This window comes from Leisingera sp. F5 (assembly GCF_001593695.1).
The window spans coordinates 38312-60766 of record NZ_LUKH01000026.1 but is presented as its reverse complement, the minus strand read 5'-3'; the positions used below and the strand labels follow the sequence as shown (position 1 = coordinate 60766).

20 protein-coding genes and 1 pseudogene are annotated in these 22455 nt (G+C 56.9%); 5 read left to right on the top strand and 16 right to left on the bottom strand.

Annotated features, from left to right (window positions below):
* Positions 1 to 4: 4 nt before the first annotated feature.
* From A2I95_RS17415 to A2I95_RS17395, 5 genes are all read right to left on the bottom strand, one after another.
* Positions 5 to 1450: a multicopper oxidase family protein gene (locus A2I95_RS17415; protein WP_141889214.1), complete on the bottom strand. Its 1446-nt coding sequence runs from the start codon at positions 1448 to 1450 to the stop codon at positions 5 to 7.
* A gap of 705 nt (positions 1451 to 2155) precedes the next feature.
* Entirely contained in the window at positions 2156 to 2755 is a 600-nt protein-coding gene (locus A2I95_RS17410) for a DUF6647 family protein (RefSeq protein WP_141889216.1), read from the bottom strand.
* Positions 2756 to 2881: 126 nt separating this feature from the next.
* Entirely contained in the window at positions 2882 to 3316 is a 435-nt protein-coding gene (locus A2I95_RS17405; RefSeq protein ID WP_167510217.1) for a cytochrome c, read from the bottom strand.
* A 231-nt stretch (positions 3317 to 3547) separates the two neighbouring features.
* On the bottom strand, positions 3548 to 4387 hold the full coding sequence (locus A2I95_RS17400; RefSeq protein ID WP_276509269.1) for a cation diffusion facilitator family transporter: 840 nt from the start codon (positions 4385 to 4387) through the stop codon (positions 3548 to 3550).
* Positions 4388 to 4581: 194 nt separating this feature from the next.
* Positions 4582 to 5010, bottom strand: a complete 429-nt coding sequence (locus A2I95_RS17395) for a helix-turn-helix domain-containing protein (RefSeq protein ID WP_141889219.1) — start codon at positions 5008 to 5010, stop codon at positions 4582 to 4584.
* A gap of 236 nt (positions 5011 to 5246) precedes the next feature.
* On the opposite strand from A2I95_RS17395, the gene A2I95_RS17390 reads away from it, so the two are divergent.
* Complete coding sequence (locus A2I95_RS17390) at positions 5247 to 5708, top strand: DUF411 domain-containing protein (RefSeq protein ID WP_141889220.1); 462 nt, start codon at positions 5247 to 5249, stop codon at positions 5706 to 5708.
* A gap of 5 nt (positions 5709 to 5713) precedes the next feature.
* Positions 5714 to 6202: a signal peptidase II gene (lspA, locus tag A2I95_RS17385; protein WP_141889221.1), complete on the top strand. Its 489-nt coding sequence runs from the start codon at positions 5714 to 5716 to the stop codon at positions 6200 to 6202.
* Positions 6203 to 6318: 116 nt separating this feature from the next.
* Here the strand turns inward: lspA and A2I95_RS17380 are convergent, their stop codons facing one another.
* The 5 genes from A2I95_RS17380 to A2I95_RS17360 all read right to left on the bottom strand — a co-directional run bounded on the left by A2I95_RS17380 (position 6319) and on the right by A2I95_RS17360 (position 13056).
* Positions 6319 to 7686 (bottom strand): TRAP transporter large permease subunit, encoded by a 1368-nt coding sequence (locus tag A2I95_RS17380; RefSeq protein ID WP_141889222.1) that lies wholly within the window; start codon positions 7684 to 7686, stop codon positions 6319 to 6321.
* Positions 7676 to 8197, bottom strand: a complete 522-nt coding sequence (locus A2I95_RS17375) for a TRAP transporter small permease subunit (protein ID WP_244940707.1) — start codon at positions 8195 to 8197, stop codon at positions 7676 to 7678. Before A2I95_RS17375 ends, A2I95_RS17380 begins: the two co-directional genes overlap by 11 nt.
* Positions 8198 to 8253: 56 nt before the next feature.
* The gene (locus A2I95_RS17370) at positions 8254 to 10455 is read right to left on the bottom strand and encodes a cation-translocating P-type ATPase (protein ID WP_291731489.1); all 2202 of its coding nucleotides are present in this window, start codon (positions 10453 to 10455) and stop codon (positions 8254 to 8256) included.
* A gap of 662 nt (positions 10456 to 11117) precedes the next feature.
* The gene (locus A2I95_RS17365; protein ID WP_291731487.1) at positions 11118 to 12230 is read right to left on the bottom strand and encodes an HPP family protein; all 1113 of its coding nucleotides are present in this window, start codon (positions 12228 to 12230) and stop codon (positions 11118 to 11120) included.
* A gap of 388 nt (positions 12231 to 12618) precedes the next feature.
* Positions 12619 to 13056 carry an Rrf2 family transcriptional regulator gene (locus A2I95_RS17360; protein WP_291731484.1) on the bottom strand — a complete coding sequence of 146 codons (438 nt, stop codon included), beginning with the start codon at positions 13054 to 13056 and terminating at the stop codon, positions 12619 to 12621.
* A gap of 145 nt (positions 13057 to 13201) precedes the next feature.
* Here A2I95_RS17360 and hmpA point away from each other — a divergent pair, with 145 nt between their 5' ends.
* Both hmpA and A2I95_RS17350 read left to right on the top strand, forming a co-directional pair.
* Positions 13202 to 14392 (top strand): NO-inducible flavohemoprotein, encoded by a 1191-nt coding sequence (hmpA, locus tag A2I95_RS17355; protein ID WP_291731481.1) that lies wholly within the window; start codon positions 13202 to 13204, stop codon positions 14390 to 14392.
* A 730-nt stretch (positions 14393 to 15122) separates the two neighbouring features.
* Positions 15123 to 16013: pseudogene (locus A2I95_RS17350) on the top strand (IS3 family transposase); the annotation flags it as partial.
* Between the two features lie 295 nt (positions 16014 to 16308).
* Here A2I95_RS17350 and A2I95_RS17345 read toward each other — a convergent pair.
* From A2I95_RS17345 to A2I95_RS17335, 3 genes are all read right to left on the bottom strand, one after another.
* The gene (locus A2I95_RS17345; protein ID WP_291731479.1) at positions 16309 to 16722 is read right to left on the bottom strand and encodes a hypothetical protein; all 414 of its coding nucleotides are present in this window, start codon (positions 16720 to 16722) and stop codon (positions 16309 to 16311) included.
* A gap of 191 nt (positions 16723 to 16913) precedes the next feature.
* Positions 16914 to 17615 carry a 5-formyltetrahydrofolate cyclo-ligase gene (locus tag A2I95_RS17340; RefSeq protein ID WP_291731476.1) on the bottom strand — a complete coding sequence of 234 codons (702 nt, stop codon included), beginning with the start codon at positions 17613 to 17615 and terminating at the stop codon, positions 16914 to 16916.
* Positions 17612 to 18652 carry a nitronate monooxygenase gene (locus A2I95_RS17335; protein WP_291731473.1) on the bottom strand — a complete coding sequence of 347 codons (1041 nt, stop codon included), beginning with the start codon at positions 18650 to 18652 and terminating at the stop codon, positions 17612 to 17614. The genes A2I95_RS17340 and A2I95_RS17335 overlap by 4 nt, the downstream gene beginning before the upstream one ends.
* Before the next feature lie 231 nt (positions 18653 to 18883).
* Between A2I95_RS17335 and A2I95_RS17330 the strand changes: the two genes are divergently transcribed.
* Entirely contained in the window at positions 18884 to 19300 is a 417-nt protein-coding gene (locus A2I95_RS17330; protein WP_291731471.1) for an Rrf2 family transcriptional regulator, read from the top strand.
* Positions 19301 to 19852: 552 nt separating this feature from the next.
* Here the strand turns inward: A2I95_RS17330 and A2I95_RS17325 are convergent.
* From A2I95_RS17325 to A2I95_RS17315, 3 genes are all read right to left on the bottom strand, one after another.
* Positions 19853 to 20293, bottom strand: coding sequence for an HIT family protein (locus tag A2I95_RS17325; protein WP_291731469.1), 441 nt, complete (start codon positions 20291 to 20293; stop codon positions 19853 to 19855).
* A 740-nt stretch (positions 20294 to 21033) separates the two neighbouring features.
* Entirely contained in the window at positions 21034 to 21453 is a 420-nt protein-coding gene (gene rnk, locus A2I95_RS17320) for a nucleoside diphosphate kinase regulator (RefSeq protein WP_291731467.1), read from the bottom strand.
* Positions 21454 to 21567: 114 nt separating this feature from the next.
* Positions 21568 to 21969 (bottom strand): hypothetical protein, encoded by a 402-nt coding sequence (locus tag A2I95_RS17315; RefSeq protein ID WP_291731465.1) that lies wholly within the window; start codon positions 21967 to 21969, stop codon positions 21568 to 21570.
* Positions 21970 to 22455: the final 486 nt, after the last annotated feature.

The following is a 22455-nucleotide window of genomic DNA, read 5'->3' as shown; positions in this document are numbered from 1 at the left end:
CTCCTTATGCAACACGGATCACCCCCATCATCCCGCCCGCCTGGTGTTCAAGGATGTGGCAGTGGAACATCCAGTCGCCGGGATTGTCGGCGACGAAGGCGATCTCGACCTGCTCGCGTGGGGCCATCAGAACCGTGTCCTGCCATTCGCGGTGCGTGGTGGGCTGCCCGTTCCGGCTCAGCAGCCGAAAGGAATGTCCGTGCAGGTGGATCGGATGATGGAACGCGGTGGCGTTGGTCATCGCGACGACGTGGCTCCGGTTCCGCTCCAGCACCAGCAACGGGTCGAGGATGTGGCCCCTGGCGGCGGTGCCGTTCACGAACCAGATGTCCTCGCCATGCATCATCCCCATCATGTCGTTGCCCATCATGCGGCCTTCGCTGGTAATCCCCATCTCACGCATCGCCATCCCGCCCATCATTCCGCCGGTGAAGGTCACTTCGTGGCGGCGGGCGCTGTTCAGGTCAGGTTCGGGGAGCGGATTGGGTGAAAGCTGCACCGGCCAATCCGGTGAAGCGTCGCGGAGTGGTTCATCCGCATAGGTCAGATCGACCAGTTGAAAGTTGTTCCCGGTATGGAACCGGTCGGAAACCGTGACCCGCTCACCCGGCGCGCCGGTCATGTCGAGGATCAGATCCACCCGCATCGCCGGGCCGATCAGAACCCATCCGCGGCCGCCAGGTGCATGCGGCGCGACCGGCTGGCCGTCGAGCGCGATCACCTGCGGCGTGAGCGCGCCGAAATCCAGCGCGAAAATCCGGGCATTGGCCGCGTTGATCAGGCGCAGGCGGATACGTTCGCCACCGCGCACGGCCACCTGATCAGGAACCCGGCCGTTGATGGTGACGGTATTGCCGAGCCTCCCGGCATGGCTCTTGTCGTGGAAACCGCCGAAGCCGCCGGCGATCTCGGCTTCTTCGGTCAGCCGCCAGTCGTCCAGAACCCATACCAGGTCGCGGTCGACCCTTGGCGGCTCCGCCTCCTCTATGATCAGGGCTCCGTAAAGGCCCCGGCCCACCTGCTCGAAACTGCGCTGATGCGGGTGGTACCAGAAGGTTCCAGCATCCATCGCATCGAATTCATAGGTAAACCGCCCGCCCGGGGCTATCGGCTGTTGCGTCAGATGCGGAACGCCGTCCATGGCATTGGGAACACGTACCCCGTGCCAATGAACGGTGGTTTCTTCATTCAGTGCGTTCTCGACCTCGATACGCAGGCGTTCCCCTTGCCGGATGCGGATTTCCGGGCCGGGAACAGTGCCGCCATAGCACCAGATATCGGTCTCGCCCCACGACTCGGGAACAAGGCGCGCGCGATCCTGGGCGGCGCGCAACACGAAAGAGTTGGGGTTGTCAGCCAGGGCGCCCCGGAAGGGGAGAGCGGCACCCGCAGCAGCACTCGCGGCAAGGAAAGACCGGCGCGACAGCGCGGAGTGGGGGAGAGGTTTCATGTTTCAATCTCATCTGATCACCGTCTGGAACGGCCAAGCCTGCTTGGCTTGACCATGATGCGGCTCCGGCGCCCCGAAATAGGGACCGGCATGAACGGTGCGCGTCTGCGATCACGCCAAAGCGCGATCGCTACGTCACCTCAGATGAGAGATCTTGGAGGAAATGGGTCCGGCGCCCCGCGCCGCCCCGACGGCAGGCTCATACCGGGCAGGCGATTTTCGCGCGCAGCAAACACTGCAAATAGCGGCCCGGGAGCGGTATCAAGCATCGCAATGCCTGGCGTTGTGCAGTCGAGGTCACAAGAGCCGGCGTTGCTGGTGCCTGCTTCGTCAGCCTCGCATCCTTGGCAATCGGGCATGACATCTGTGTCCCCCGCTGCCACAGCCATATCCAGTGCCATTGAATTCGCGCTGACCGCATGCACGACGCTGCCCGCCGCAAACAGGGCGAGAAACATGATGGCAAGGATATGCGCAAACTTCTGCATATTATCCGGATATGACAATTTGAAGGTAATGTCGATTCACACTGGCGTGCGGCAAAGTCGACAGCGGTAATCCGCGTCTGAAAAGGCTCTTGCGGAATGTTCTTCTGCGCTACTCGGGTAATCCCCCATTTTTACGGGGGCGTGGTCGTAGGACCTGGCCGTCATAGCAAGATACAACACCGGAGAAGTCGGAGACGGCTTTGTAGGTGCGAGCGGATCAAAACCCGCAATTCGTCAGTACATATAGCGTAAGTCGGTCGATTTCAAAGCTCTCCTCGAGCGTGGTACCGAATAGCTCCAACCACCTCTTTTGGGCATCATATGCCAAGGCCTCCGCAGCGGCAGGGCAAGCATACGTGAGGTTGGATTCTGCCTGAAGGTGATGAACCAATTCATGCACCAAGCTTGACAAGCTCTGCGGAGATGGACGCCATGTTTCGGGAAGTACAATTGTCCCGTTCTTGCGATCATAGAGCGCTTCGATGTCGAGCATATTGGGTCCGGGATTTTGTTTAAGACCCGGTTGATCACCAATTGCCAGATTAGGCATTGCCGCTTGCTGAATGAAGCGAAAGTTGGGTGCTCTACCGGGTTCCGGCAATTCGGTGACGCATTTGACCCAGCAGATCAAGGCATCAACGAGCTGCGGGGGCGGCCTTTCTTGGTCCTCCCGATAGTCTTTGAACTGGATCACATAACCCGTTCCTGGGACCTCAAATTCTCTTTGTTCAGTGGACTGGCTGTAAGCTGGTGATGGCACACAAAAGAGGAACATTTGCAAGACAAACAGAGCGGTGAGTGAACGGCACAGGTGCATTAGTTCTCTCCCTTGGGCATTTGGTGTATTCGGCTCCGCACGTAAGGACTGTGGTTTCCCTGAACCCCATAGCCGAGATCGCCAACAAAGGGTGACTGACGCCGACGCAAATGGGACCGCGACGAACTACTTCTGTACATCGACCGTGGGAAAACCTGCACGCATGTAAGCCACAATCATCCAAATCTCATCTTCGCTCAGTACGTCTTTGAATGCTGGCATGTCCGTTCCAAACTGGTTTCCTCCTTCGGAAATTGCCCAAAGCAAGTACTCGTCTCCAGCCATCGGCATCTGCACAAAGCGATTCAGTAGTGCTGGAGACGGCACAAGGCTGCGGCCCGCCGCACCGTCGCCGAATCCTTTTGCGCCATGGCAGCTCGCACAGTTATCCATGTAAAGCTCGGCCCCTGTCTCAATCGTATCTTGTGTGGCCTTTACGGTGCTTCGAGTGCCTTGGTAGGCCGAAGGAACACCCTCATTCATGTAGGTCCAATGCCGCTGCATACGTTGGCGTTGTCCTGGGCGCATTTCGTTCCAGCCCCAGTTTTCCCGATCGTGCATGTGCCCTGATCCCATCCAATCAGAGCCCCACCTGTCGTTGCAACAGGACCCCCCTTGTTGAGCTCCAAGCGTTTGTGGAACCACAAACAGCACCAGAGCGAACAGGCACCTTTTGCTGGTTAATCTTCCTAACATGCCGTTTCTCCTAATTTCAGATTATGGCTTAAAATCAGTGATCTCTGTTCTGCAATCCCGGCCATTTTGCTCATTCATTGTACAATTCCGTCATCGTTACATTCCGTAAGCATGGCACTCGTCTAATTCTCTGTTTGGAGTTTCCAGTTCGAGAGTCGAATGCACGATACCAAACTTGCGAATGAGCATTGCTTCGATCCGATCTCGAACCGCCTCCGCATTTTGCCAGCATGTCGTTGATACGACTATGTGCGCATCGAGAGCTACGCTTTGCGGGTCCAGCAGCCAGAAATGCGCATGGTGAACACTTTCTACTTCGTCAACCGACTTAATCTGTCGAATTATTTCCTCTGCATCGACTTTTGGTCGAGCTTCCAACGTCGGAGAGCGGAGCGTTCTAGCAACCTCACTAACTGAGGTCCATACGGCCCTTGAAGCGATGATAGCGGCAACGAAAGGGTCAACCCACCGAATGTCATATAGCATCAGCAACGCCCCCCCACTTACGACTGCAGCTGTTGAAAGCGCAGAACTCAGTTCGCTGGAAGAAAACGAGTGGGTTGTGGCGCTGCCTTTACCAGCCATCCTGGTTAGCCAGTCTACAATCGCGTTAGTCAGCAGCACGATAACTGCAACGACCACGACGATGCGTCCGTTGATCGGAGCGGGTTCAGCCATCCGAACCAGACTGACGTAGACCAAGTACAGTCCGATGACAGGTATCACTGAGCAGCTGACCAGGGCGGCGACTGTCTCAATTCGCCCATAGCTGAAAGATATCTCCTTCGTCGGCGGGTGGCGCGCAAGCCTGCGCCCGGCCAGTACAATCAGATGAGACGTCATCTCAGCGAGACCATTCAGTGCATTGGCGACCAGGGCCGTACTTCCAGAAACGAAACCTCCGACGATCTGCACAACCGAAAGCAACGCCCGTATCCAAGCCGCGGTGTCAGCGAGGCGACGTCCATCATTCTTTTGTGTTACATCGTCAGGAATAGTGCCTCACTCCGCACGCTTTGTTCCGATGGGTCTCGGACGCTCTACGACGGGAGTGTAGTTCCTATAGTGGCTATAGCTTCAAGTAAGATTTTTCATGATGGGCGCATTTTCTTCTGGATTCTGACACTCTGCTAGACCTTCTCATTCCCATGATCTGTCAGACATTCGGAGTGATCTCTCAGAACCTCAAGAATGCGGCACTCAGCGACGCTATCGCCACTGCACTCTGCAATCATGCGTCGAAGCTCGCTACGTAGGGACTTCAAACGGCTTATGCGGGATTCCACATGTTTCAGTTGCCTCCGTGCAATGTGGTCAACATTCGAGCAGGTGTGATGCGGTTGGTCGGAAAGCTCTAGCAGCTCCCGTATTGCATCCAACGGAAATCCAAGCTGGCGTGCGTGCCTGACAAATGACAGGCGGTCAACCGCTTCGTTTCCATAGCGCCTCTGGCCACCGCTGCTACGCCCGGGCTCGGGCATGATCCCAATCTGTTCGTAGTAGCGGATTGTTTGTACATTTGTTCCGGTACGATGCGCAAGAGCTCCAATTGATAGCATCCAATGCCCCCTAAACCTTCAGCAACTATAGAAATGAAGTCTTCAAGCGACAAGCCATCGCGGCTTGCTCTGGAAAAATATTTTCGCAGCCTTCTTTGCGACGATTGTGCTTGAACCTATACCTACTAGAGCATGTAGAGGTCACTTTGGGCCAATAGAATCAAGCACCACTGTCAACCCACAATTGCAACGCCCTGACAGAAAACCCATGGTCGCGAACGGGACGGAACTTACCCATGCCACCCAGAAAAAGCACATCATTGCTGCTACCATTGATCTGCGCGCTGATCGCGTCCGCGAGCATAGCCAGCGCCTCTTCAATTCATGTGATAAAAACCAGGGGTTGTGGATGTTGCCTTGCATGGATCGAGCATCTGCGGGAAAGCGGCTTTGCTACCACAAGCGAGGATATGTTCGGTGGGCTTTTGGTACGGTTCAAGCTCGACAACGGCGTGCCTCAAAGAATGGTTTCGTGCCACACGGCACAAGTCGACGGCTATATCATTGAAGGCCACGTACCGGCGGCTGATATTCGCCGCTTGCTTGAAGAACGCCCTGACGCGGTGGGTCTTGCCGTGCCAAAAATGCCTTTGGGATCACCCGGCATGGATTTTGGAAGTCGTCGTGAAGCATATGACGTCATGCTTATCGGCAAGGACGGAAGCTTGGAAGTCTATAACTCATACCCCGCGAGTTGATCCCAATGGTCGGAAGACTGAAATTGTCCTTGTTGTTTTCCAACAAGCCCCTCCAGGGATGCTTGGCAGTCATCGTCGCGTTGGTGGCAGATCAGGCATCCAAGGAAGCAGTGCTAGAAAACGCGCACCGCCTGTCTGCCGCTATGCCGGTAGTGCCCGGCTTCAACTTGGTGTTCACACGCAACGAAGGCGTCACCTTCGGGCTACTCAGCGGTACTCCGTGGTGGTTTTTGACCGTTCTCGCTGTGCTGATTTCTTTGTGGATTGCGAGTATAATGCTGAGGTCACACCACAAGGTTGAAGTTGTTGGCTGCGGCCTCATTTTAGGGGGCGCATTGGGCAACATCGCAGATCGTATCCGACACGGTGGTGTTACGGATTTCTTAGACTTTTATGTCGGAAACTACCACTGGCCGTCTTTCAATCTGGCCGATGTAGCGGTTGTGTGCGGTGTATCCCTGTTGATCTTCCACCAGATTCGCAATCCGGCGTAGCGGTTACCATTGAAAATACCCGGATCAGATTGTTCAGACACCAAGCTTTTTAGAGGCTTGCCGAGCCAGGAAGCTTTGCTGCTGCCGGGGATCAGCGCGGTTAAAGCTAGGTCAGCTCAATCAAAAAGTGGAGTATCAGCTGCGCTCAGTGCCTTTTCAGGGAGCCATGTGATGAGTTCAGGAAACCAGATCAAAGTCGCAATCAGAAGGACTTCCATGACGACCAAGGGAACGGCCCCACGGTAGATGTCAGCAAGATTTACACCTTTCGGTGCGGCCATCTTCGCAAAGAAAAGCGCATAACCAAATGGTGGTGTCAGGAACGAGGTTTGCAACGACAGTGCAATCAAGCCCGCCAACCACATCTTTGCAAAATAGGCGGAGCCCACATGGTCGGTAAAATCGAGCTGTGCGAAAATCGGCATCAGTATCGGCACAAAGACCAGCAGAACTTCGATCCAGTCAAAGACAAATCCAAGAACAATGACGACGCCCAGCAAAATCGCGAGCATTTCCCACCGGGTGAGATCGAAGCCTGATATCCAATTGAAAATCACGTCGGGTCCGCCGACCAAATTGAAGCTGAGTGAGAATACCGTTGCACCAACGACGATGAAGAACACCATTGACGTCATCGTGCTGGTCTGAACCGTCACCGAATTGAACATTGAGAAAGACAACCGTCGGCGGAACAGCGCGACTACAAGCGCGCCGAACACTCCAACTGCTGCGGCTTCAGAAAGAGTGGCTAGGCCTGTAATGATGCTTAACGGGATTGATGCAATCACGATAACAGCAGCAATGACGGAGGCGACATCGCCCCAAAGCTTTCCATTCGCAGCTGCTACCGGCGTTTCCACTTTTTTCCAGAGTGTCACCGCAAAAAACAGAGAAAACGCTATCACCATCAGGAAAACCGGTACAATCAAGGCCATATACATCAAACCGATCCGCAACTGGAACAGGTTCGCCACAAAAAAGAGCAGCACTGCAGGTGGAAAAATCACACCGAGCGTACCGGAGGCTGCCACAGCCGCTCCCGCGGTCCGAGGCGCGTACCCAGACGCCAACATAGGTGCATAAGCAACCAGGGCCACGGTAACAACCGACGCACCGATCACCCCGGCCGCCGGAGCAAGAACGAGGCCAATCAGGAGTGTTGCGATCGCATATCGTCCAGGGACACCAGACAAGACCCGCCCCAACAAGCGAAACATGGTTTCGGCAATACCGCTGGCGTTCAGGATCAGCCCGAGAAAAATCAAGAGCGGAACACTGGTAAACTGAACGCCTTCATTTGTTAGCACACCCCTGACCCGGAAATAGATCAGGCCCAGATGTTGGAAATCTGTCATCCCCGACCATGCCGCTGCCGCAAATCCCAGGAAGCCTGTTCCGGCCAGAATTAGCGCCACCGGGAACCCGCTGAAAACGCCAATAGCCATGGCCAGCAGCATCGCGATGGTCAGAATTTCACTCGCCATCGTGCAAGCCCTTGGCAGTCTCGGGCGCACCGTGTGGACGTCTGCCCGCGAGAAACGCAATGTTGCGAGCGGCAACGATTAATCCGGCCAGCGCAAGTAGTATCGGACCAACGAACCCTGCAGCACGCCGAGCCCAGACCTGCGTTTCGGCGAACTTCGTCGTGCGCATCAGCCCGTCCCAACCATAGTAGGTCAGGATCACGCCAAGCGGCAAAATCACAAAGAGGCATCCAACTAACTCAATCCACGCAATTCTGCGCGCCGACCAATGGCGTCGGAAGACGTCTACCCGGACGTGACCATTGCGCAGGTAGGTATAGCCGAAGGTCATGAATATCAGGATGAACAACAAAGAAGTGGAAAGGTCCGGCAAATAGCCTGAAATACCCAATTGAAGCTTACGATCTAGCATCTGAAGGGCGCTGTAGGCGGCTATCAGAATTACAGTCGTCCATGACGCAATAACACCGACAACCCGAATGCAACGGTCAAGCCAACTCAACAATCCCAAGTCGTTTTCCTTTTTTCCCCGGACGTTCTATGCGCCGTTGCTCAATGTCTACTGGTCTATGCTGCGGCAGCACTACGGGCGCCTGCCTTGCGGTCGCCATGCAGTTCCAATTCCCCATCCTTTCGGGCTTTCAATAGTCGTAGTGCATTGGTGACCACCAAAAGAGATACGCCCACATCTGCCGCAATCGCTCCCCACATAGAGGCCATGCCAAAGGCAGTCAGCACGACAAAAAACGCCTTGGTCGCGAGCGACAAGCCGATGTTCTGGCGGATAATTCCCATCGTTCTGTGCGAATGGGTAACAAGCCAGGGAACTTTTCCGATGTCGTCAGTCATCAACGCAATGTCCGCCGTCTCAATGGCGGCGTCCGAACCAACCGCGCCCATTGCAATTGCAAAGTGCGCCCGAGCCATTGCCGGAGCATCGTTGACGCCGTCACCGATCATCGCAACCACGTCATGATTGGCTGTCAGTTCCTCGATTGCGGTAACTTTGTCTTCGGGCAGAAGTTCTGCGCGGACCTCATCAATTCCAACTTCAGCTGCGACAGCACGGGCGGTGCGCTCATTGTCACCGGTCAGCATGATGATCTTTGTTACACCTTGGGCATGCAGCCGGGCAACAATGCCCTTTGCATTCGCACGGATCTTATCCCTCAATTCGATAACGCCAAGCAACCGATCAGACGTGCCCACCACGACCATTGTGTTACCTGCCGATTGAATCTGATGCAGCAAGTCACGGGGAATGGTTTCTTGAAGCCCTTTCTCCGCAGAAAATCTGTCGGAACCCAACCAGATTTCCTGTCCCTGCCACTCTCCTTCGACCCCACGACCGGGGACAGTTTTCGTATTTTCCGCTGCGACGGAATCAATCCCGTCGGACGCTGCACGCTCCAAAATGGCTCGTGCAAGTGGATGCGAGGAACGGGCTTCCAATGCGACCGCTGCCTGCAACAGTTCTGCTTGCGTGGTTTTGCCTAGTGGCCGGAGGTTTGTGACTTCAGGTTCGCCTTCTGTAATGGTCCCTGTTTTATCCATAGCCAAAGCGGTCATTTGCGACGGGGCTTCAACATAGGCTCCACCTTTAATGAGTACGCCGTGTCGAGCAGAGGATGCGAGTGCTGCGACTATTGAAACCGGTGTCGAGATCACAAGTGCGCAAGGGCAGGCAATGACCAGCAACACAAGCGCGTTATAAAACCAGTAGTTCCAAGCACCGCCTGTAAGAAGAGGCGGAATCACAGCGATCAGAAACGCCAAAATCATAACAACCGGGGTGTAGATGCGGGCAAATTTTGTCACCCACTGCTCCACCTCCGCGCGCCGCGAATGGGCATCTCCGACCATGCGGATGATCTTAGATAGGACAGTATCTGAAGAAAGCTTCGTGGCGCGGACGATGAGAGTTCCATCGCCATTGATTGTACCTGCATAAACCTCGTCGCCGGTTTCTTTCGGCACAAGTGCGCTTTCGCCTGTAATGGGCGCTTGATCAACCTCGCCACGGCCATCAATAACTTCGCCGTCCAGGGCGATGCGGTCACCGCCCCGCACGACAAACTTATCTCCGACGGACACATCTGCCGCAGCTATGTCATTCTCACGACCATCCTCCCGGATCACTCTGGCTGTGGGCGGTGCGAGATTAAGCAAGGCGGAAACTGCGTTACGCGCTCTTCCGACGCTCCAACTTTCCAAGGTCAGGGAAAGCGCGAAGAAGAATGCGACTGTCGCGGCCTCGAAAAACTCTCCGATAGCAATTGCGCCAGCAACAGCAATGATCATGAGAAGGTTCATGTCTGGAGAAAACCGTCGCAACGAAGACCATGCTTTTGGCGCAACCAACCAAACCCCCAAAATGATCGCTATAAGGAATGCGGAAACTTCGATCACTGGCATCTGTGTGTCGCCATGGCCGGAGAACAAACTGATTGCACCTCCCGCCCCTGTTTCGATCACGTGATATGTAAGCCCGGCGGCCCAGAAACAACCGCTCAGACCTGTGAACAATCGTTGCTGTCTGAAATGCGATGCCTGATCTGCCTCGGCTGTCTTAGCGTCCCAGGGCTTGGCGCTCATGCCGGTAGAGCCAACAAGTCGAATGACTGTCTCATCCGACACCAGTTGCACACTCTCGCGCAAAATCATCCTGCCATTCAAAACATCAAAGGCCAGATGTTCTGCGCCTCCAACTCCGGGACCGACGACACGACTCAGGATCGCAACTTCTTCTGCGCAATCAAGACCTGTCACGCGAAAGCTTCGCCCTGCTTCGGACGCGCTAGGCGTCGCTATCGCTTCGCCACAAGAACTACCACACGCACTACTACTTTGCGTCTGGTTTTGGCTGCATTCCGATCCACTGATACACTTCTCAACAGGCATGATTCGCCTCATTATTCGATCAATTTTGCGCAGACTAACCTCTATAGCTACTAGAGGTTCAACACATTTATTGATCAATTAGCTTGTTGGTGATGCCGCTACTAATCTGCTGCATGTGTTTAGATAAGAATGCCGGTCTTAAAGTGTGCGCATGCGCAAGAACCGAGATTGACGTGACAGCGGCGCATCGGAGTCTTATCCGAAACCCCGTTATGCCCGTCGAAACATCGCTGCGTGTTGTCTGAACGGCCGCATTTCATTCTGCCAAGCAGCGAGTACCATCCGGCGGTGCAGCAGGTAAGCGCTCTGCATGCACTCGCAGCAAGAATTTGTCACTTCCGGATTGGGCTCACTGGGTGATTTTGCCGCTCTTTGTATGAAGGTCCGGTTTGCTAAACGTACTATCCTGCCCCTTACCGGAGCAGACCCCTTTAGCTGCTCCCAGCACTAACCGAAGCTGAGCGGAAAAACTGTCCTACACCTGACGGCCAGCCTGGGCGACCCCAGATGTCCCCAATCCGGCTTCTAACTTACGTGGCCAATCGGTTTTGCGCGCCTCGCAGAAGCAGACCGATAATGTCAGTGCGCGTGAGAATGCCTGCCAGGCGGCCATCCTTCGTTACCGGCACGGTTTGCACCCCATGCTGCGAAAGCCGGTTCAGGAGAGTGCCGACCGGAAGGTCATGCGGAACGCTGCCGGCGGGCGGCTGCATCACATGCTTCGCCCTCAGTTTGCCTTGGCGCATCGGGCGGAACATTCGGCCGCCGCCCCGTACCAGCGCATCGATCAGATCACTTTGCAGGATGAGCCCCACGAAGTTTTCGCTGGCGTCCACAACGGGAAGGCTCTTGACGGAATGGCGGCGGAACAACTGCGCAATCTGCGCTACTGGCACATCGGGCGTCACAGTGATCAGGTTCTGCGTCATGATGCTGCCGCAGGTTACACCATCAAACCGGTGCTGCGCGGCTTCCTCCTCCGCGGCGGCAAGCAGCCGCCCCAGATCTGCCGCGCCGATGTTGGCGGATTGATGGAAGCGCTCCAGCAACTCCTCCAGTTCGTCATTGCTGAGACCCAAGCGGATCTCTTGCGGCTGCACAGGCGTCTCTACGGATTGGCGGAACGGGTACTTACGGCCTGTGATCCGGTTAAACAGAACACCCGTCAGGACTAATGCGGCCGTCAAAAGGCCAACAGGCACGACCGCAAAGGCAAAGCCTGCATCAAGGACCGGCACCGGGTCCAGTGCCGCCAGCAAGGCAATTGCCCCGCCCGGAGGATGCAGGGCCCGCGCGATCATCATTGCAAAGATCGCGGCTGCCACAGCCAATGCCGGTCCCCAGGGCATGGGCACGGTTTGCAAGACTGCAACCGCCGCCACGGCGGAAACAATATTGCCGCAGATTGCCGACCAGGGCTGCGCCAGCGGAGAATTCGGGACCGCGTAGATCAAAACTGCCGAGGCACCCAAGGGGGCAAGCAGACGCATTGGAATCCCTGCGATTTCCGGCCAGACAAGCGCGAACAACGCGCAAACACCAATCCCGGCCGCCGCGCCTGCCGCTGCGCGCAGGGTTTCCCGCATCTGTGCTGGCGGCAGTGCCGGAGAGAGATGGCGCAAGAAATTTGACTTCAGTTGCATGGCTCCGCCTGCCTGGAAATGAATCACAGTCGGCAAGCTGCACAGAAAACAGTCACTTTGAAAACGTTCCACGGCCCGGAAACTCTGCGGTGGCACACGGTGCGACGCAAAAATGTTCTTCCAGAATAGCAGCATCACTGACGCCATCGCTGGCAACCGCGGTTATCCGGAACCCGAGGCGAAAAGAAGACATAGTGAGCCGCGATTCGTCCTTGTTCACTTGCCCAAAGTCCGGGTGTCTTGCAGTTGGAAGGCCTGACTGGGACGCCATCGCAAATTTCAGCCTGCTCCCTGCAATGCGTCGAAAAGTCATTGCAGGTGCCTCAAGCAGGCACAACTGCGATTAGCGCATGCCAGGACTCTGGCCGCAGCCTTTAATCAGGCCGGCTCACGGATTATCTGCCGCCTCTGACAAAGTCAGCAGCGGAACCAGATCTGCTTTGTTTCTGATCAGATCGGCAACGGTGCTGCGGTCGAGGATGCTCAGGAACGCACTGACCGCTTCGGCAAAGACCCCTCGGAGCCCGCATTGGGGCTGGATCAAACACTCTCCGCAATTGGCAACTTCGAAGCTTTCTTCCATGACCCGTACGACTTGCCCCACATTGATTTCGCTGGCGGCCTGTCCGAGCTTGATGCCGCCGTAGCGGCCGCGAACGCTCATGACGTAGCCTTGCCGGACCAGTTCGCTGACGATCTTCATCAAAGAGCTGTGCGGCAGACGGTAGATGCGGCTCAATGTCTCAATCGAGTGCAGCTCTTCGGGTTTGGACGCCAGAAAAATAAGAATTCTCAACGCGTAATCTGTTGTCAGGTTCAGCTTCATGCGGGGCTCCGATCACGCTTTTAATATTCATTTGGGTTGCATCTTTCAATCTCGCAATCATACATGCAACCAGTCTGAATGTTTCAGGCGGTGAAACTCACTACGCAGGCCGCAGGCTTGCCACCCGACAAATCAGGAGCGTGCAATGGCACAGCCACTCAGCCAAACCACCATCGACACCGTAAAGGCGACTGTTCCGGCGCTGGCGCAGCATGGGCGCGAGATTGTAGCAGAGATGTACGACAGGTTGCTGGCCGATCCGGAAATCCGCGCACTGTTCAACCAGTCGCATCAGAACGGCGACTCCCCGCAGCACGCAGCATTGACCAACGCGATTCTGGCCTATGCCCAGAACATCGAAAACCTCCCGGTGATGGCCGCAGCGGTGGAGCGTATTGCAAACAAGCATGTGGGCCTGCAAATCGAACCCCGCCATTATGATCATGTCGCCAGCGCCCTGTTGGCCGCGATCAAGGCAGTTCTTAAAGAGGCGGCGACCGAGGAGGTGATCCGCGCCTGGGGCGAAGCCTATTGGTTCCTGGCCAATATCCTGATTGGCCGTGAAGAACAGCTTTACCAGGACACCGCCGCGGCCGAGGGCGGCTGGCGCGGCTGGCGGGAATTCCGGATCGGCAGACGGATCCGGGAGAGTGCTGACGTGATGTCATTCATCCTGAAACCCGTCGACGGTAAGCCCGTGCTGAAGCACAAGCCGGGGCAATATCTGTCTTTCGATCTTGAGGTGCCTGGAGCAGGCAAGCTGCGCCGCAATTATTCGATTTCCTCGGGACCATCGAATGAGTTCTACCGGATCACGGTCAAGCACCAGAAAGGCGGCCAGGCCAGCACCTGGCTGCATGAGCAGGCAGTCGAAGGCACCATGGTTAATGTTGCTGCACCGGCTGGAGAGTTTTTCCTGAAAAGCGGCCAGGAGGCTGATGTTATCCTGCTGTCGGCCGGTGTCGGGCTGACGCCGATGATTTCCATGCTTGAGGTTCTGGCCGCAAACGATCGCTCTGCGACCTACCTGCATGCCACACAAAACAGCAGGTATCACGTCATGCCTGATATCGCGCGATCCCTGTCCCGCCGGTGCGTCACATTTTTTGAGGATCCCAGTTCCGAAGACCGGGCAGAAGCAAACTTCGATGTGGAAGGCCGCATCACTCCGGAGTGGCTGGCCCGGAACACCAATACAGATCAGGCTGAATACTACATATGCGGTCCAAAGGGATTCATGGCGATGGCTGTGAACGGCCTGAGGGCGGCTGGCGTTGACGAGAACCGTATCTTCTACGAATTTTTCGGGCCAGCACAGGAACTGGACGCCGCTTAGCAGCAACGAAATGGCACCTGCGGAGCGGTCTACCGGACCGGAAAGTTGCTTCGGCTGAACCCAGTCCGGCGACCATGCCTGTTGAGACATAGACCGGCATAAGTGAACGTCCGGGGTCTTCCCCTGTGAGATCCCGGATGCCTCCAGTCAAGCGAACTTGGCCGGAGGAAGTGAAGGGCCGTCCGGTTGCGGAAATGCTGGATCCGCTAGCAACCGTGAGCGAGGTGGCGTGCAAGGGTGCAGGCCGGGCGCCATGGCCAGAACGCGTTTGACCTCATTGCGGCTCAGCGCAAGCGGCACCTTCACCGGTTCCTTCAGGCAAAAAACCTCGGCTGCCAGATCATGCCGCCGCAGGGTGACCAGTAACAGAATCTTCACCCCGGTCATGGTCGAGTTGCGGGTGCAGATGCCGGTCCCGGTCTCGATCAGATACTGCTGGAAATCCTTCACATTGTCCGGCTTTGCCGTGTCGGGTGAACGCTCCAGCCAAGCTGCAAAAACGCTTGCAGGCCCGCAGGTGGCTGGTCTGCGACGCTGGACCCAAATTGCGCGCCGAGATATCCGCGATCATGCGCGCGCGGAGGGGTGTCGCCGGTGCAGGGTGCTGATTGGTCATGGGAAAACTCTCTGTCAACCGAGGCAAAATCACCTCGGCCAACAGCACACACCCGACCTCGAAAACCGCGAAACGAATACCGCTTCAGGCCGACACCGGCCACGCAGAGCCCCTATTCCTCGCACCACATTCTACCGGTGGTATGACCGATATCTGCAACGTGGTGAGGTTGGTTTGCAGGATAAATCTCCCAAGCCCAATCACGTTTGGAACCGTGTTCCCATCGAAGTGAAGCGCAAGGTTGTCGACCTCGCGCTGAAGGAAACGGAGCTGTCGCCACGCGAACTGGCCGTGACGTTCACCGATCAAGAACGCTATTTTGTATCGGAATCTACGGTGTATCGCACCCTCAAAGCCCATGACCTGATCACCAGCCCGGCCTTTATCGTTCTGAAGGCAGCCGATGAGTTCCAGCACAAGACGACAGCAATCAACCAGCTTTGGCAGACAGACTTCACCTACATCAAGGTTCTGGGCTGGGGCTGGTTCTATCTCAGTACGGTTCTGGACGATTACAGCCGCTACCTCATCTCGTGGAAGCTTTGCACCAACATGCGGGCGGAAGATGTGACGGATACTCTGGATCTGGCGTTGCAAGCATCCGGCTGTGATCAGGTCCATGTCGTCCACAAACCACGCCTGCTGAGCGATAATGGGTTCAGCTATGTCTCGGGCGATTTGGCTGAATGGTTGCAGGACAAAGGCATGAAACACAGTCGCGGTGCGCCATATCATCCGCAAACGCAGGGCAAGATTGAACGATGGCACCAAACCCTGAAAAATCGGATCCTGCTGGAAAATTACTTCCTGCCGGGCGATCTCGAAGCCCAGATCGAAGCCTTCGTCGACCACTACAATCACCAGCGCTACCACGAGAGCCTAAACAACGTCACACCCGCAGACGTCTACTTCGGGCGTGACCAAGCCATTCTGGAACAACGAGAAAAGATCAAACAGAAGACGTTCGAAGCGCGACCCTTGCATCACAGACAACGCGCAGCATAATCAAACCAAACAGATGAGCAATACACTCACTTAGTTTACGCCGCTCTTGGTTCCAGAAACTCTGACGACGGACAGCGTCCCACACCTGCGTTCGCCGAAATGGCATAGGTCCAGTAACCGCCGGATAACGCTCGAGACATGAATGGGTGGGAACCGTGCGAAGCCGCTTTTGGCCGGGGTGAAGACTACCCCGGCAGACCTGGCGATCTTGTGCTGAAATACGGCCCGTCATTCCGGATGCTGTTTCAAGGCAGACCGAGACCGCTCGGCCTAAACAGAAACCTGACGCTACCCTTCAGTGAGTGCGACCTGCCCTTTCGCATTCGATTAAAGCAAGCTCTGCGAATTGGTCGGCTGCAGCGTTCCATTGAGTGGAAGGCACTTTCGGCCAGCTGTATGCCTCTTGGATTAGCTTCTGAGCGATACGCACGCGTTCCGGGTTTCCAACGGCGATCATCTGGCTCTGCAATTCGACTGGCATGTATTGCCGAGTGAACATCACGGTATCGGCCAGTTCCCTGACCTTATCGCAAGACGAGGCAGCAGATACTGCTGCAGGTGAAATGAGACATGCGACGAAAAAAACAGTGCGAAACATCAAGCTCTCCATTGGATCGTTGAAGGGAAGCAGGGCAACTGCACCACTGCGGCCATGTCCATAACGGACTGCTTTGGCCAAAGCTGAAATCGCCATTCCCTTAATAGGCATTCATAATACCTATTAGTGAGATGAACTTTAGTCAAGCCTCAGATGGCGGCAGGTCGCTCATAACACTAGCAAAGAAGCCAGCCCGCCCATTTTGAGTGCGCTTCGAACGAGATCAATCTGTCTGCCCCGGCGATATGCCGGTTCCAGGGATTCAGCCAGCCGACTTGCGCCAATCAACGTGCTGTAGTTCTCTACGCACCTTCTCTTGCGTACCTTTCGCCTGCTTCAGTCAGGACAGCATCCAAAGGAATGTCGTGCGGTTGCGGGGAGATTGTAGGAAGCTGTGCGCTTTCCAAGCCAATGCCAATGGAATAGGGGCGCGGAGACATTGCCGCGAGCGTCCGGTCAAAATATCCCCCGCCATAACCCAGCCGGAAACCTCCAGAAGTCCAGCCCACCAGCGGCGCAAGGATGATTCCGGGAATGAGCTCGGGTGACTCAGACGACGGAACCGGAATGTTCCAGTCGCCGCGCACCAGCTGCGTCTCTGGTGTCCACAGCCGGAAAACCAGCGGCGCAGCCTTGGTCTCGACTATTGGCAGGGCAATGGCGGCGCCCTCTGCGTGCAGCTCTGCCATCAGGGGTCGCAGATCGGGTTCGCCCTTGATCGGCCAGTAGAAGGAGATAACTCGCCCGCTTGCACCGGAGAACCGGTTCCGGATCAGTTCGCGCAGATGTCCGGCCAGCGCTTCTCCAGCGGACTGGCGAGCCGCAACCGGCAATGCCAAGCGTTCTGCCCGCAACCGGTGCCGTTCGGCCTTGCGCCAGCGGGCAACGTCAGCAGTCTGCTGCGGAGAAACCGCCTGCGGGTGGTAATGTCCGACCTCCGCAGCCATGCAGGGTGAGGAGGCGTATCTTTTCTGATCGAGCGGGCCATCAGAATTCCCGCTCATAGTCCTGCTCCGCTGCGGTGCGAAAGGGAGTATTCGAGGATCCTCTCGGCTTCGTTGACAATGTCCGCTATACGGAGCGACGCCGGTACAATCCGGCTGATGGCCCCCGCGCCTTGGCCTGCAAACAGCGCCATTGCCTCAAGGTCTCCGGTTGTTGTCCGCAGGGGGGAAACCGTGCTGAACCGCAGGCGCGGCTGGGATCCGTCCCAGGCGATCGCCTCGCGCGGCATGGCATCCGGGTCGTGACCCAGGTAGGTGCCGCTGAGTGCTTTGGTCACGCTGTTCTCCAGCACACGCACCGCCGCTCCCATTGGCCAATTCAAGACGAAGATATCGGTCAGGACTGTATCGCCGCCGGTGGAGGCTGCGACGCGTTCCTTGTGGTAGAGGTGAGCAAAGGATTCATCTGTGGCAAGGAAGGCGGTCCCGCATTGTATGCCGGAGGCGCCCATCAATAGAAATCGGGCCAGGTCTTCGCCTGAGGAAAGGCCTCCTGAGGCAACCGCAGATACGGACACGGTTTCCAGGATTGCCTTAGTAAGCCCGCCGACCGAGCAGCGGCCGTGAACATGGCCGCCTGCTTCGATCCCTTGCGCGATGATCACATCCGCGCCAGCCGCTTCCGCCGCGCGGGCAGCCTCAACCGTTCCGACCTGGTGCAAGACGAGGCAGCCTGCCGCCTTCACCCGGACAACGGCATCGGGCACGACATCCCAAAAGAAGGTGAAGGCTGGAACCCCGAGCTCCAGGCAGCAGCTGATCTGGGCATCAAGCAGTCCAGGCTCTGTGGCTGCAGGGATGACATTCACCGCAAAGGGGCGGTTAGTTGCGGCCCTGAGTTTTGTGACTTCTTCGGTGATCAGGTCCGGGCTTTCGCGCACCATTCCAAGCATGCCAAAGCCGCCGGCTTGGGAGACGGCGGCGGCCAGTTCCCAGCGGGATAATCCGCCCATGCCAGCCAAGAGGATCGGGTAATCGCATCCCAGCAACGCGCAAAGCGGGGTGTGCAGCAGATTGTCACCTTTTTGGCTGCTCATTCAACTATGCTCCTTTTGGTGGAAATGGCGCCCAAAGTAAGCAGTTCCACTGCCCTGTTGATCCTTCGCAGCAGTCTGCGCTGCAAGTTGCTCCGGCAAGGCCTTCGCCCTGTGAGCACACATCACGTGCGAATGATGTGGCGGCATAGGCTTGGCTGGCCTGCTTCTCTCATTGAGCGTACGCACCTTAATTGGTACAGTAAATACTTATTCATTCCGAAGGGGACCCGCATGCGCCTTACATCTTTCACAGACTACGGCCTTAGAATGCTGATGCGGATGGCAAGCCAGCCAGGGCAAGGGTTTTCGACTGCCGAACTGGCTGAGGAGTTCGGCCTTTCCCGAAATCATCTGACGAAGATCATGCAGCGGCTGGCACGCGCCGGAATTGTTGAAACCCGGCGCGGGACCGGTGGCGGCGCCTTCTTGTGCATGCCTGCGGAAAGCATCCGACTTGGTGAAATTGTTGCGTTGCTCGAGCAGGGGCAGGCGCTGGTCGAATGCTTTAGCGACGGCGGAGGCGATTGCACGATTAATGGTTGCTGCCGTCTAAAAGCCCGGTTGCGTCAAGCCGAGACGGCGTTCCTGGAAGATCTGAACCAGACGACACTTGCGGATATCGCCTTGCCGGCTCGAACCGCCGCATGAAGGTGCATGGCGGAGAACCACGTTCTCGCCTCGTGCCGCCAGACGAAACTGTTCCCGGATATGCATCAGGAACACAATGTCTTTACGCTGGCTGTGGCTGCGGAGACGACTGCGGACACTCCTTTCTCCTATCTCATATAGGTGACGATTCTTGCGGGCGCCCGCCACAAGTGCCCGCAAGTTCGCTTTTACAAGGTCAGTAAACGACTGCCCCTTCTAGCGGCCTCAATACGAAAATCAGAGCTCGCTATTGGCGGATATTCGCCAACCGAGGGCACCCCTAACTCTCCCGCCTTGTTCCCGAAAAGCGCGAACATACTTGTTAATAGTCAAATCCCCGTTGACCTTCCTGTTCTTGCCGCCCGTTTCCTCCCGAACCGGGCGGCCTTTTTTAAGCCCCCTGATCTTTTCCTTGGCGGTAAGGCGGCTTCGGATTTTCGCGTCTGCAGCGGAGCGGGCGCCGCGCCTGGCATAAAGTTGCGAAAGGGCTGGTTCACGCCGGCCACGGTTATGATAACCGCCTGCCGCCAATTTTCGGTCGGAGTTTGCCATTCAGCAAGCCTCTGCCAGCCGGGCGCGGATACGGCCGGCCGTATGGGTGAGCGCCGCACCGCCGGGGCTAGGGGGCAGCGAAAATTCCTCGAAGCCGTCTTCGAGATACCGCGCCGAGGTGACATCATGGCGGTGAGACATCGGCACAACATGGGCATGGGTGTGTGGCACGTGGATGCCGGTGTAGAAAAACGAAACCCGCTCTACGCCCCATTCGCGCTTCATCGCGCGTGCCAGCTGCTGCCCAACGGCCATCATCCGCGCTGCGGTAAGGTCCGGCAGGTCTTCAAACCAAGGGTAGTGCTGCTTGGGGATGATCAGCGCGTGACCTTCGCGGATCGGGTGGAGATCCAGAAACGCAAGAACGAGATCGTCCTCGATAAGCTTGTGGGCAGGCAGCTTGGCATCGGCAATTCGGCAAAAAATACACTTGTCGTCCATATAATCCCCCATTTACCAGCGTCAGGCCAAAGTCACGCTACAGCGGCGGGCTCCCGCTGCAAGACAATGTTGTGAAGGCCTGAGGCTGGCGGACGCATTGCCGCATGCCCAATTTCTGTCGTGCGCCCTCATCATAGGGCGGGTCGCGACGGCTTGCGGGACGGCAGCTTTCGGAATGAAGGCCCAGATGTTTCGCTATCGCAGCATCTCTATGGCCTTCCCTGGTTAGCATGTCGTTTAGGCTGGGGAGCCGTTGTCTGCTGCGCCTTTCACGAACAGCAGGTGTGCCGCGGCCTCCGTCCCCGCTTCCGCCTGCCTCAGCGCCTAGGCACCCTGCTCATCGCTGCGCCGGTTCGCTGACATTGACACACTCCCGGTTGGGCCGGAAATGTACCAAAATCTCGCATTCAATCCTGATCGGTATCACAGGGCGAAACCATGTTTCAGGATTATGCGGCTCGATCCCGAAAGCGGGTTAGGCAATGGGGGCAGCGCCCCGCAGCGGCGCGCGGCACAGTTGCACCGCATCTTGGGCAGGTTTCCGGGAGCCTGACTTGAGACATATCGATACCCCATTATTGCGAAAATCAGAGTTCAGGAGACAACTTTCCCCGGGTTCGCACAGAGTGCGCGGCTCCCCGGGGAAAGGGCGGAATAAGAGCATCTGCACAGCGCCGCGGACCTCAGGATTCTCCCATTACGATGTATGGGACTCTGCCCTTCTGCCGGTTGTTGCCAAGCTATGCTTCCGGGCCGACATTTAGCACCGTCAAAGAGCGCTCCTCTCCATCGCGTGGGTTCCAGCGGAAAGACGAACCTTCGGACAGGCCGATTAGCGCCACGCCAACCGGCGTCATCAGTGAAATGCGTCCTTCGGAAATATCGGCTTCCTCCGGGAACGTCAGTGTCACCGTTTTGGACTGGCCGGTAGATTCGTCGCGATAGGTGACTGAGCGGCCTATCGCCACGACATCACCGCGCAGTTTGCTGATGGAAACGACTTTGGCGCGCTCGATTTCTTCCAGCAGCCGGTCAGCCAATTCAGGTGTGCGGTTCAGGGCCCCCTCAGCCAGTGCTTCAAGCTTGTCCAACGTCTCGCGGGCAAGCACGACTTTGGGTTGGCGCCGCGATGGGCGGGAGGCGGTGTTAGGCGAAATCATGTGTTTTTCCTCTTTTGAGCACCGGGAAACCGGTGGTTCGCTTCCTTGGTTTGCACCGTGGCTGACCCGCAGAAGCGGGTATCGGTCAGGTCGCGCTGAAGACCTTCAGCACAACTAGCGTGGCAGTGTTGCCGTCGTCGCAAGGCAAAAAGGCGCCTTTTGCAGGATCCGCATCCCCAAAAGCGTCGCGCCCAGGGCCGAAGAAACCAAGATCGGCCGCTGCGCTGGCACGGCCCCAATCGCAAGGGTGCCCCGCTGGGCGCCGCCCCCGCTGATCATAAATTCAATTCGGCGGCCGGGCACTACGAGGTCATCGGGGACTGGTCCGGATATGCGTCTTGCGCCGTCGTATTTGCCATGCAGAATTGCTGCCGCCTCCAAGGACAAGGCGTCCGAGGCCAATACCTGCTCCAGCCTGTCGGCATCGCTGTCGGTCAGCGCATAGTCATGAGGTTCAGTATTCGGGAAGAATACCCGCGGTCCGGCCAAGCTGCCGGTTTTTTCACAAGTAAGCATGATCGCTCTCCACAAACGGGCGATGCCCGTCGCAAGCGGGGAATGCCCGCTATCCAGGTTTTAGGGTGAAGAAACCTCGGGAGGCCGCGACAACGCGAGTTTCAGGCCGCCCGAGGAAACGGGCGGTTCAGAAGAAGAAACCGTGCATATGACTCGCGAATAATCATGCGGCAAAGATGGCCACCTGCCATTTGGAAGTCAAGCCTCCCCCAGGTCTGCTTATGAATAAGCCGTGCTGCGGAGCGGCCATGGTCACATGCGGTCAAGTTCCCTGGCGATGCTGAAGGGGGTGAACTGTGTGAGCGGCCCGGAATTACTTGGATGACACTTGATCCGAATCCGCGGAGTGGAGAACCGGAACTCAGCAGCCTGGTGAATTGCCCAAGGATCCGCACGCCCAAATGGACAGTACAAAGATTTTTGGCATAGCGCCGCACTTCCCTGCGCTCGGCTCGACGAGGGCCAAACGCATTCTTGAAGCGTTTA